This window comes from Streptomyces sp. NPDC055815 (assembly GCF_053616475.1).
In genome coordinates this window covers 1-11290 of record NZ_JBSHDU010000036.1, presented here as the reverse complement: position 1 = coordinate 11290, position 11290 = coordinate 1, and the positions used below count along the sequence as shown (strand labels likewise).

Genomic DNA, 11290 nt, shown 5'->3' with positions numbered 1-11290 from the left:
CGGCGGCGCGGTCATCACCTCCACCCCCGGGGCGCGGCTGTGGGGGTGCCCCCGGAGGCCGGCCCGTTCCCCCCCTGGGGGGGGACGGGCCCTCCGTGCGGGGCGGGTGACGTCAGTGGACGTCGCCCATGAGCGCCTTGACCTTCTTGCGGTACATGAAGACCGCGACGGCGGCGACCGTGACGGCCACGGCCTGCAGCGCGATGATCCCGGTGCCGTTCAGGTCCACGCCCGCGAGGGAGAGCAGACCCGTGGTGCAGTCACCGGCGGTGACGGCGAGGAACCAGACACCCAGCATCTGCGAGGCGTACTTCTGCGGCGCCATCTTCGTGGTGACGGAGAGGCCGACCGGGGAGAGGCACAGCTCGGCGACGGTCTGGATGAAGTAGATCCCGACCAGCCACATCGGGCTGACCTTGCCGTCTCCGGCCATGCCGATCGGGGCCAGGAAGACGAAGAACGAGATGCCGATGCCCACCAGGCCCAGCGAGAACTTCACGATGGTGCTCGGCTCCTGGTTGCGGCGGGCGAGCCACAGCCACAGCCAGGCGAAGACCGGAGCCAGCGCCATGACGAAGAGCGGGTTGAGCGACTGGAACCAGGTGGCCGGGAAGCTCAGCGGACCGATGTGGTCGGTGGTCTTGCTGTCCGCGAAGAGGGACAGGGTCGAGCCGCCCTGGTCGTAGATCATCCAGAAGACGGCCGCGGCCACGAAGAACCAGATGTAGCCGGTGACCTTCGACTGCTCGGCCTTGTCGAGGTCCTTGTCGCGCTTGATGCGGACGATCACGGCGATCGGGATGAGCAGACCGGCGAGGGTGATCGGGACGAGCGCCCAGTTCAGGGTGTACATGCCGGCGGCGACGACGATGCCGTAGAAGACGGCGACGACGGCGATCGTGGCGCAGACCTTGACGAGGACGGACTTGCGCTCGGCGTCGGACAGCGGGTTCGGGACCACGCTGCTCTTCTCGCTCAGGTGGCGGGTGCCGAACAGGAACTGGCCCAGACCGATGGCCATGCCGATGGCCGCGAGCAGGAAGCCCAGGTGCCAGTTGTGGCTCTCGCCGACGGTGCCGATGACCAGCGGGGCGAGGAAGGCGCCGAGGTTGATGCCGATGTAGAAGAGCGTGAAGCCACCGTCACGGCGCGGGTCGTCCGGGCCGTCGTAGAGGTGGCCGACCATCGTGGAGATGTTGGCCTTGAGCAGACCGGAGCCGGCGGCGACGAGCGCCAGGCCGACGAAGAACATCGCCTGGCCGGGGATGGCCAGCGAGGCGTGACCGGCCATGATCACGAAACCGGCGATGGTGACGGTCTTGCGGGCGCCCCAGACGCGGTCGCCGAACCAGCCGCCGGGCATGGCCATCAGGTAGACCATCGAGACGTACACCGAGTAGATGGCCGTCGCCGTGGCCGCCGTCATGGCGAGGCCGCCACCCTGGCTGCCGGTCGCCGCGTCCGCGCCGCCGGAGACCAGGTACAGAACCAGAAGGGCCCTCATGCCGTAGTAGGAGAAACGCTCCCACATCTCGGTCATGAAGAGGGTGGCCAGACCACGGGGGTGGCCGAAGAACGTCTTCTCGGAACCAGTGGTCCCGGCGGAACCTCCGGAGCCGGAGGAAGCCGTCGTCAGGCTGGACGCCATGTCGATCCTTGCTCTGTCGGGACGCACGCCTTGTGAGCGTGGTGCGCCCGGTGGGGGAGGCCGGCACCGGCGGGGGTCGTGTGACTCCACCGGGATCCACGCCCCGGGAGACGCGTTGTCGCGTCCCGGGACCCGGCCCACAGGTCATTCACCGTCTCGAGGTCGGGCTGAGCCGACCTCACGCAGAAAGAGGACCTTGCCGCACGAAGCTGGCCAAAGGTCCCCGAATACCGCTACTGACGTGTCGCCACCATACGACACGACAGTGCCGGATATGGAAGGACTTGAGAGATGGATCACAGGTGACGAAGGAACCGTACGCGATCATTCGAAGGTCATCTGCTGGATGCCCACAAGATCCCCAGGGGTCGTTCGGGCCCGTCGGATCCCGCCCCGGCCCGGGCACCGTCCGGACTACCATCACCCCATGACCCGTGTACTGCTCGCCGAGGACGACGCATCCATCTCGGAACCGCTGGCCCGCGCCCTGCGGAGAGAGGGGTACGAGGTCGAGGTCCGCGAGGACGGCCCCACCGCCCTCGACGCCGGCCTCCAGGGCGGCGTCGACCTGGTCGTGCTCGACCTGGGCCTGCCCGGCATGGACGGCCTCGAGGTCGCCCGCCGGCTGCGTGCCGAGGGCCACACGGTCCCGATCCTGGTCCTCACCGCCCGTGCGGACGAGGTCGACACCGTCGTCGGGCTCGACGCGGGCGCCGACGACTACGTCACCAAGCCCTTCCGGCTCGCCGAGCTCCTCGCCCGGGTCCGGGCCCTGCTCCGGCGCGGCTCCACCGAGCCCGCCGCCGCCCCCGCGACCCACGGCGTACGGATCGACGTCGAGTCGCACCGGGCCTGGATGGGCGACGAGGAGCTCCAGCTCACGGCGAAGGAGTTCGACCTGCTCCGGGTCCTGGTCCGGGACGCGGGCCGGGTCGTCACCCGCGACCAGCTGATGCGCGAGGTCTGGGACACCACGTGGTGGTCCTCCACCAAGACCCTGGACATGCACATCTCCTGGCTGCGCAAGAAGCTCGGCGACGACGCGGCGAACCCGCGCTACATCGCCACGGTCCGAGGCGTCGGCTTCCGCTTCGAGAAAAGCTAGGCGCTGCCGCTGGGGCGGGGCCGACAGGGCGCCGCATCGCCGTAGGTGTTCGCGCCGTGTCGCGGCCGTCGGCCGTCGTGGGCCGTTCGCGCAGTTCCCCGCGCCCCTTCAGGGCCTTGCCGCATCGGTCGTCGTCAAGCCCCCCCCGGAGGAGCACCGCGCCGCTCCAGGGCCTTGCGACACTGATCCTCGTCAAGCCGCCCTCCGGAGGAGCCATGCGCCGCCGTCTGATCAACTCCACGCTCGCCGTCGTCCTCGTCGTCATCGCCGTCTTCGGCGTCTCCCTGGTCATCGTCGAGACCCGCACCATCTCCAGCAGCGCCCAGGAGAGCGTGGACTCGGAGGCGCTGAGGCTCGTCTCCATCGTCGACAGCCGGCTGATCGGCGGCGAGCCGGTCAACCCGGACATCCTCGCCGAGCAGGGCGGCGCCAAGCGGTACGCCCAGATCCGCATCCCCGGCCGTGACACCATCGAGATCGGCGACCGCCCCGAGGGCGACGTCATCCGGGGCCTCGCCGAGGGGGAGCGCGGCGAGACCGTGATCGTCGAGGAGTCCCGCTCCGCGGTGACCGCCGAGGTCGGCCGCACCCTGCTGATCATCGGCGCGGTGGCCCTGCTCGCGGTCGTCGCCGCCGTCCTCCTCGCCGTACGGCAGGCGGACAAGCTGGCGTCCCCGCTCACCGACCTCGCCGAGACCGCCGAGCGCCTCGGCTCCGGCGATCCGCGGCCCCGGCACAAGCGGTACGGGGTGCCCGAGCTGGACCGGGTCGCGGACGTCCTCGACGCCTCCGCCGAGCGCATCGCCCGGATGCTCACCGCCGAGCGCCGGCTCGCCGCCGACGCCTCCCACCAGCTCCGTACGCCCCTCACGGCACTCTCCATGCGCCTGGAGGAGGTGGCCCTCGCCGACGACCTGGAGACGGTCAAGGAGGAGGCGACGATCGCCCTCACGCAGGTCGAGCGGCTCACCGACGTGGTGGAGCGGCTCCTGACGAACGCCCGGGACCCCCGCACCGGCTCCGCCGTCGCCTTCGACCTGGACGAGGTCGTCAAGCAGCAGATCGAGGAGTGGCGCCCGGCCTACCGCAGCGCGGGGCGGGCCATCGTGCACTCGGGCAAGCAGGGGATGCGGGCGGTCGGCACCCCGGGCGCGGTCGCCCAGGTCCTCGCCGCCCTGATCGAGAACTCGCTCATGCACGGTGGCGGAACGGTCGCCCTGCGCACCCGCGTCACCGGCAACCAGTCGGTGATCGAGGTCACCGACGAGGGCCCGGGCGTCCCCGCCGACCTCGGCGCGCGGATCTTCGAGCGGGCGGTGAGCGGCCGCAGCTCGACCGGGATCGGCCTGGCGGTCGCCCGGGACCTGGCGGAGGCGGACGGCGGCCGTCTGGAGCTGCTCCAGCAGCAGCCGCCGGTCTTCGCGCTCTTCCTGAGCCGGGAGGTCAGGAGCGTCGCGGAGGCGCCGCAGGAGCGCCCCGTACGGTAGCCGCCGCGAGGGAAGGGATCAGACGCGGTCGGGCTGGCGGCGGGTCGCCTGCTGCGGGGCCTGCTCCAGGAACGATTCGGCGGTCTGCACCGCCTCCTTCGCCGGCAGCGCCCGGAACACCCACGTGCGGTAGGACCAGAAGCGGAACAGCGTCGCGACGCCGATGCCGAAGAACTTGAAGAAGTTGCTCTGCAGCGGGGTGTCCCAGCCGAAGCCGTACGTCGCCGCGTACAGCAGACCGTTCTGGATCACCAGGCCGACCAGGCTGAAGACCAGGAAGAGGGAGAGCTCCTTGGCGCGGCTGCTCTTGTCCCGGTCCCGGTAGGTGAAGTACCGGAAGCCGAGGTAGTTGAAGGCGATCGCGACCACGGTGGCGATGACACTCGCCCGTACGACCGGCAGGTCCGAGAAGTGGCGCACGAGGTTGAACACCCCGAGGTCGACCAGGACCCCGACCGCGCCGACGGCGCCGAACTTGGCGACCTCCCGGAAGAGCCCCTGGAGTCGCATGCGCAGCGCGCCGGGTTCACTCATGGTGATCGCTCTGTCCCGTCCGTCCGGATGACGTCCGGGCGACGTCAACCCAACCATGCTAACCAGCGCCCCTGTCACCCGCCTGTGTACCGCGCAAACCTGTGGACAACCCGTGACCCACCCAGGTCACACCTGCTCGGACCTTGTGCCAAACCACAGCCGGACGAGTGTTCCCGGATGGTGCGGATACCCTAAGAGGGTGACGTTCCCCGTAGTAGGCATGGTCGGAGGCGGGCAGCTCGCCCGTATGACCCACGAGGCGGGTATCCCCCTCGGCATCAAGTTCAAGCTCCTCAGCGACACCCCGCAGGACTCCGCGGCCCAGGTGGTGAGCGAGGTCGTCATCGGCGACTACCGCGACCTGGACACGCTGCGTGACTTCGCGCGCGGCTGCGACGTGATCACCTTCGATCACGAGCACGTCCCCGCCGAGCACCTGGCCGCCTTGGAGGCGGACGGCGTCGTGATCCGCCCGGGCCGCGAGGCCCTCGTGCACGCGCAGGACAAGGGGGTGATGCGCGCCAAGCTCGACGAGATCGGCGCGCCGAGCCCCCGGCACCGCATCGTCGCCGATCCGGCCGACGCCGCGGCCTTCGCCGACGAGGTCGGCGGCTTCCCGATCATCCTCAAGACCGTGCGCGGCGGCTACGACGGCAAGGGCGTCTGGTTCGTCCGCACGCCCGAGGACGCCCGCGACCCCTTCCTCGCCGGGGTCCAGGTCCTCGCCGAGGAGAAGGTCGACTTCGTCCGCGAGCTCGCGGCGAACATCGTCCGCTCCCCGCACGGCCAGGCCGTCGCCTACCCGGTCGTCGAGTCCCGCCAGGTCGACGGCGTCTGCGACACGGTCATCGCGCCCGCGCCCGACCTCGACGACGAGCTGGCCGGGCAGGCCCAGGAGCTGGCCCTGCGGATCGCCAAGGAGCTGGGCGTCGTCGGCCACCTCGCCGTCGAGCTGTTCCAGACCACGGACGGCCGCATCCTCGTCAACGAACTGGCGATGCGCCCGCACAACTCCGGCCACTGGACCCAGGACGGGGCGATCACCTCGCAGTTCGCCAACCACGTCCGGGCGGTTCTCGACCTGCCCCTCGGCGATCCGCGCCCGCGCGCGCCGTGGACCGTGATGTGCAATGTCCTGGGCGGCGACTACCCGGACATGTACTCCGCGTACCTGCACTGCATGGCCAGGGACCCGCAGCTCAAGATCCACATGTACGGCAAGGACGTGAAGCCCGGTCGCAAGGTGGGCCACGTCAACACCTACGGCGACGACCTCGACGACGTGCTGGAGCGCGCCCGTCACGCCGCCGGCTATCTGCGAGGAACCATCACCGAATGAGCACCGCCACCGCCCCCGTCGTCGGCATCGCCATGGGATCCGACTCCGACTGGTCCGTCATGGAGGCCGCCGCGCAGGCCCTCGACGAGTTCGAGATCCCGTACGAGGTGAACGTCCTCTCCGCGCACCGGATGCCGCGCGAGATGATCGCGTACGGCGAGGAGGCCGCGAGCCGCGGCATCCAGGCGATCATCGCGGGCGCCGGCGGCGCCGCCCACCTGCCCGGCATGCTCGCCTCCGTCACCCCGCTGCCGGTCATCGGCGTGCCCGTGCCGCTGAAGTACCTCGACGGCATGGACTCGCTGCTCTCCATCGTGCAGATGCCGGCCGGCATCCCCGTCGCCACGGTCTCCGTCGGCGGCGCGCGGAACGCGGGCCTGCTCGCCGCCCGGATCCTCGCCGCGGGCGACGCCGAGCTCCGCGCCCGGATGACCGAGTTCCTCCAGGACCTCAACGACCAGGCCACGGAGAAGGGCAAGCGGCTCCGCGCCAAGGTCGAGGGCTCCGCCTCCTTCGGCTTCGCCAAGTGAGCGCGGCGGACCGTCTCGACGAGGCCAGGGAACTCCTGGCCTCGTCGCCCGTCGTCGACGGCCACAACGACCTCCCCTGGGCGCTGCGCGAGCACGTGCGCTACGACCTGGACCGGATGGACATCGGCGCGGACCAGACCGGCGCGCTCCACACCGACCTCGCCCGGCTGCGGGCCGGCGGGGTCGGCGCCCAGTTCTGGTCGGTGTACGTGCCCTGCCGGCTGGCCGGCGACGACGCGGTCAGCGCGACCCTGGAGCAGATCGACATCGTCGACCAGCTCCTCGACCGCTACGCCTCCGACCTCGCCCCGGCCCTGACGGCGGACGACATGGAGGCGGCCCGGAAGCAGGGCCGTATCGCCTCGCTCAAGGGCGCCGAGGGCGGCCACTCGATCAACAACTCCCTCGCCACCCTGCGCGCGCTGCACGCCCTGGGCGTGCGGTACATGACGCTCACGCACAACGACAACAACGACTGGGCGGACTCGGCGACCGACGAGCCCGGCGTCGGCGGTCTCTCCGCCTTCGGCCGGCAGGTCGTCCGAGAGATGAACCGCTCCGGCATGCTCGTCGACCTCTCGCACGTCGCCGCGACGACGATGCGGGACGCGCTCGACGCCACGGCGGCGCCGGTGATCTTCTCGCACTCCTCGTCCCTCGCGGTCTGCGACCACCCGCGGAACGTCCCGGACGACGTCCTGGAGCGGCTGCCCGCCAACGGCGGCGTCGCGATGGCCACGTTCGTGCCCAAGTTCATCCTCCCCGCGGCCGTCGAGTGGACCGCGCGGGCGGACGAGAACCTCCGGGCGCACGGCTTCGACCACCTCGACACCACCCCCGAGGCGATGAAGCTGCACCGCGCCTTCGAGGAGGCGAACCCGCGCCCGATCGCCACCGCCGCCACGGTCGCCGACCACCTCGACCACATGCGCGAGGCCGCCGGCATCGACCACATCGGCATCGGCGGCGACTACGACGGAACGGCCTTCACCCCGGCCGGTCTCGACGACGTCGCCGGCTATCCGAACCTGATCGCGGAGCTGCTGCACCGCGGCTGGTCCCGCCCGGACCTCGCCAAGCTGACCTGGTCCAACGCGGTCCGGGTGCTGCGGGACGCGGAGGCGGTCTCCCGCGACCTGAGGAGCCGTACGGCCCCGTCGAACGCCACGATCGAGGCGCTCGACACGCCGTGAGCCCGCTCACTCCGTCGGCGTAGCCCACCGAGCCCCCCGAGGGGGCCGGTGGCACGGTGGACGGTACTGCCCCGCCGCTCTCGGCGGGGCGGTACTGCATCGCCGAGTTCGGAGTAAGACCATGGCGGAACTGCTAGACGACCCTCCCATTCTCTCCACCGTCCCTGCCGCCGCCGGCGAGCCCGATCCGCCGGAGGCACCGCCACCGCCCGACGAGACGGCCCGCGCCCGCGCGCTCCTCGCCGCGCAGCCCGTCACCGAGGGCCACACCGAACTCCCCGACTCCCTCGACCCCGAGGACCTGCCGCCCGTCCGCGCCGCCGAGGCCGGGGCCCAACTCTGGTCGCTGCACACCGAGTCGGACGAGGGCGTCATCGGGACCCTGCGACGGATCGACTCCGTCCGCGTCCTCGTCGCCACCTGCCCCGAGGACCTGCGCCTCGCGTACACCACCACCGAGCTGGCCCACGCCCGCGACTGCGGCCGCGTCGCCGCGCTGCTGGGCCCGGTCAGCTGGACGGCGCTCGGCGGCTCCGCGGCCACCCTGCGGGCCTACCACGCCCTGGGCGTACGGGCGGTGAACCTCGACCGCTTCGACCGCTTCGCCAGGGACGCCGTACGGGAGATGAACCGCATCGGCCTGGCCGTGGACCTCTCCGGCGCCGACCAGGACACGGTCCGCCGCGCCCTCGCCGTCACCCGCGCCCCCGCGCTCCTCACCCGGGCCGAACCGGAGACCCTGCCGGACGACGTCCTCGGCCTCCTCGGCGAGAACGGCGCCGTCCTCATGGTCACGGTCACCGAGGACCCGGCCGCCGTCGCCGACGTCCTCGACCGGGTGCGGGCGCTGGCGGGCGCGCACTGCACGGGCGTCTCCCGCACCACCGCCCCGGCCGCCGGCTACGTGCCGCTCTTCGCGGAGCTGCTCCGCCGGGGCTGGACGGCCCAGGAACTCGTCGGCCTCGCGCACGCCAACGCCACCCGGGCGCTGCGGGGGACGGAGTTCCTGTCCCGGACGAACCGGATCCGGCCGGCCGCGGCCTGACCGTACGTATACGAAACGGAGGGACGCACCGGGTGCGCCCCTCCGTTTCGCGTGAGTACGCCTCAGGCCGTCGGGCGGCCCATCGCCCGGTACGTCCAGCCGGCCGCCCGCCACCGCTCCCCGTCGAGGGCGTTGCGGCCGTCGAGGATCACGCGGGTGGCGGCGACCGCGGCCAGCTCGGCCGGGTCGAGCTCGCGGAACTCGCGCCACTCGGTCAGGTGCAGGACCACGTCCGCCCCGCGCACGGCCTCCAGGGCCGAGTCGGCGTAGCCGAGGGTCGGGAAGACCTTGCGGGCGTTCACCATGCCCTTCGGGTCGTAGACGGTCACCTGGCCGCCCTGGAGGTGTATCTGGCCGGCCACGTTGAGCGCGGGGGAGTCGCGGACGTCGTCCGAGTCGGGCTTGAAGGTGGCGCCGAGCACGGCGACCCGGCGGCCCAGGAAGGTGGACCCGCCGAGGGCCTCGCGGGCCATCTCCACCATCTGGCCGCGCCGCCGCATGTTGATCGAGTCGATCTCGCGGAGGAAGGTCAGGGCCTGGTCGGCGCCCAGCTCGCCCGCGCGGGCCATGAAGGCGCGGATGTCCTTGGGCAGGCAGCCGCCGCCGAAGCCGATGCCGGCGCGCAGGAACTTGGCGCCGATGCGGTCGTCGTGGCCGATGGCCTCGGCGAGCTTGGCGACGTCGCCGCCGGCGGCCTCGCAGACCTCGGCCATCGCGTTGATGAAGGAGATCTTGGTGGCGAGGAAGGAGTTGGCGGCCGTCTTGACGAGTTCGGAGGTCGGGAAGTCGGTGACGACGAACGGGGAGCCTTCGCCGACCGGTACGGCGTACACCTCGCGGAGGGTCTTCTCGGCCCGCTCACCGCGCACGCCGACGACGATCCGGTCCGGGTGCAGGGTGTCGTTGACGGCGAAGCCCTCGCGGAGGAACTCCGGGTTCCAGGCGAGCTCGACGCCCGCGGGGAGGAGCGCCGCGAGCCGCTCGGCCGAGCCGACCGGGACGGTCGACTTGCCGACGACCAGGGCCCCTTCGCGTACGACTGCGGCGAGGGAGGTGAAGGCGGCGTCGACGTAGCTCATGTCGCAGGCGTACTCGCCGTGCTTCTGCGGGGTGTTCACACAGACGAAGTGCACGTCGCCGAAGGCGCCGACCTCCTCCCAGGAGGTGGTGAAGCGCAGCCGGCCGCTCGATCCCTCGATGCCGGCCACGTGCTTCGCGAGCAGTTCCTCCAGGCCCGGCTCGAACATGGGGACGCGTCCGGCGGACAGCATCTCGATCTTCTCGGGGACGACGTCCAGGCCGAGCACCTCGAAGCCCAGCTCCGCCATGGCCGCGGCGTGCGTGGCGCCGAGGTAGCCGGTGCCGATCACGGTGATCTTGAGGGCCATGCGGGACTCCAGGGAACGTCGGGCGGAATGCCTGCCCGAGCATAGTCGTGCCCTGGTCCGGGGCCGGGTCACGCCCTACCATTTGGGTTACTTAACGGTAGTTAGCAGCGTGGGAGTGAGTGAGCGTGTCGGGTTCGACTGATTTCGACCTTTACCGGCCTTCCGAGGAGCACGACATGCTCCGCGAGTCGGTGCGTGCCCTCGCGGAGGCGAAGATCGTGCCGTTCGCGGCGGCGGTGGACGAGGAGGGCCGGTTCCCGCAGGAGGCCCTGGACGCGCTGGTCGCCAACGACCTGCACGCCGTGCACGTGCCGGAGACCTACGGCGGCGCGGGCGCGGACGCCCTCGCCACGGTGATCGTGATCGAGGAGGTCGCGCGCGCGTGCGGCTCCTCCTCGCTGATCCCGGCGGTCAACAAGCTGGGCTCGCTGCCGGTGATCCTGTCCGGCTCGGAGGAGCTCAAGCACAAGTACCTCGGCCCGCTGGCCAAGGGCGACGCGATGTTCTCCTACGCCCTCTCGGAGCCCGACGCGGGCTCGGACGCGGCCGGGATGAAGACCCGCGCGGTGCGCGACGGCGACTACTGGGTCCTCAACGGCGTCAAGCGGTGGATCACCAACGCCGGCGTCTCCGAGTACTACACCGTGATGGCCGTCACCGACCCGGAGAAGCGCTCCAAGGGCATCTCCGCCTTCGTCGTCGAGAAGTCCGACGAGGGCGTGTCCTTCGGCGCCCCGGAGAAGAAGCTCGGCATCAAGGGCTCCCCGACCCGCGAGGTCTACCTCGACAACGTCCGCATCCCCGCCGACCGCATGATCGGCGCCGAGGGCACCGGCTTCGCCACCGCCATGAAGACCCTCGACCACACCCGCATCACCATCGCCGCCCAGGCCATCGGCATCGCCCAGGGCGCCCTCGACTACGCCAAGGGCTACGTCAAGGAGCGCAAGCAGTTCGGCAAGCCCATCGCCGACTTCCAGGGCGTGCAGTTCATGCTCGCCGACATGGCCATGAAGCTGGA

Annotated in this window: 10 protein-coding genes; 7 read left to right on the top strand and 3 right to left on the bottom strand. The window is 71.3% G+C overall.

The features are described 5' to 3' along the window. Positions 1 to 112: 112 nt before the first annotated feature. A complete protein-coding gene (locus tag ACWGN5_RS22690; protein ID WP_453518020.1) occupies positions 113 to 1648 on the bottom strand; it encodes a peptide MFS transporter in 1536 nt (511 codons plus the stop codon). A 427-nt stretch (positions 1649 to 2075) separates the two neighbouring features. Between ACWGN5_RS22690 and ACWGN5_RS22685 the strand changes: the two genes are divergently transcribed. After that, on the top strand, positions 2076 to 2753 hold the full coding sequence (locus tag ACWGN5_RS22685; RefSeq protein ID WP_041129540.1) for a response regulator transcription factor: 678 nt from the start codon (positions 2076 to 2078) through the stop codon (positions 2751 to 2753). Between the two features lie 215 nt (positions 2754 to 2968). Next, entirely contained in the window at positions 2969 to 4240 is a 1272-nt protein-coding gene (locus ACWGN5_RS22680; RefSeq protein ID WP_453518018.1) for an ATP-binding protein, read from the top strand. 18 nt (positions 4241 to 4258) lie between these two features. Here the strand turns inward: ACWGN5_RS22680 and ACWGN5_RS22675 are convergent, their stop codons facing one another. Then, a complete protein-coding gene (locus ACWGN5_RS22675) occupies positions 4259 to 4774 on the bottom strand; it encodes a GtrA family protein (protein WP_453518015.1) in 516 nt (171 codons plus the stop codon). A 199-nt stretch (positions 4775 to 4973) separates the two neighbouring features. On the opposite strand from ACWGN5_RS22675, the gene ACWGN5_RS22670 reads away from it, so the two are divergent. The 4 genes from ACWGN5_RS22670 to ACWGN5_RS22655 all read left to right on the top strand — a co-directional run bounded on the left by ACWGN5_RS22670 (position 4974) and on the right by ACWGN5_RS22655 (position 8881). Next, on the top strand, positions 4974 to 6113 hold the full coding sequence (locus tag ACWGN5_RS22670) for a 5-(carboxyamino)imidazole ribonucleotide synthase (RefSeq protein ID WP_453518013.1): 1140 nt from the start codon (positions 4974 to 4976) through the stop codon (positions 6111 to 6113). After that, complete coding sequence (gene purE / locus ACWGN5_RS22665; RefSeq protein WP_453518011.1) at positions 6110 to 6643, top strand: 5-(carboxyamino)imidazole ribonucleotide mutase; 534 nt, start codon at positions 6110 to 6112, stop codon at positions 6641 to 6643. Before ACWGN5_RS22670 ends, purE begins: the two co-directional genes overlap by 4 nt. Continuing rightward, positions 6640 to 7836: a dipeptidase gene (locus ACWGN5_RS22660; protein WP_453518008.1), complete on the top strand. Its 1197-nt coding sequence runs from the start codon at positions 6640 to 6642 to the stop codon at positions 7834 to 7836. The genes purE and ACWGN5_RS22660 overlap by 4 nt, the downstream gene beginning before the upstream one ends. 121 nt (positions 7837 to 7957) lie before the next feature. Continuing rightward, positions 7958 to 8881 carry a membrane dipeptidase gene (locus ACWGN5_RS22655; protein WP_453518006.1) on the top strand — a complete coding sequence of 308 codons (924 nt, stop codon included), beginning with the start codon at positions 7958 to 7960 and terminating at the stop codon, positions 8879 to 8881. Between the two features lie 62 nt (positions 8882 to 8943). Here ACWGN5_RS22655 and ACWGN5_RS22650 read toward each other — a convergent pair whose 3' ends face one another. Further along, entirely contained in the window at positions 8944 to 10269 is a 1326-nt protein-coding gene (locus ACWGN5_RS22650; protein ID WP_453518004.1) for a UDP-glucose dehydrogenase family protein, read from the bottom strand. Positions 10270 to 10394: 125 nt separating this feature from the next. Between ACWGN5_RS22650 and ACWGN5_RS22645 the strand changes: the two genes are divergently transcribed. Then, positions 10395 to 11290, top strand: an 896-nt coding sequence (locus tag ACWGN5_RS22645; protein ID WP_453518001.1) for an acyl-CoA dehydrogenase family protein, incomplete at its 3' end; no start/stop codon positions are given.

Coding starts and splice junctions, on each gene's coding strand:
- ACWGN5_RS22675 (WP_453518015.1), bottom strand. CDS start 4,774: ATGAGTGAACCCGGCGCGCTGCGCATGCGACTCCAGGGGCTCTTCCGG.
- ACWGN5_RS22685 (WP_041129540.1), top strand. CDS start 2,076: ATGACCCGTGTACTGCTCGCCGAGGACGACGCATCCATCTCGGAACCG.
- ACWGN5_RS22680 (WP_453518018.1), top strand. CDS start 2,969: ATGCGCCGCCGTCTGATCAACTCCACGCTCGCCGTCGTCCTCGTCGTC.
- purE (WP_453518011.1), top strand. CDS start 6,110: ATGAGCACCGCCACCGCCCCCGTCGTCGGCATCGCCATGGGATCCGAC.
- ACWGN5_RS22650 (WP_453518004.1), bottom strand. CDS start 10,269: ATGGCCCTCAAGATCACCGTGATCGGCACCGGCTACCTCGGCGCCACG.
- ACWGN5_RS22690 (WP_453518020.1), bottom strand. CDS start 1,648: ATGGCGTCCAGCCTGACGACGGCTTCCTCCGGCTCCGGAGGTTCCGCC.
- ACWGN5_RS22655 (WP_453518006.1), top strand. CDS start 7,958: ATGGCGGAACTGCTAGACGACCCTCCCATTCTCTCCACCGTCCCTGCC.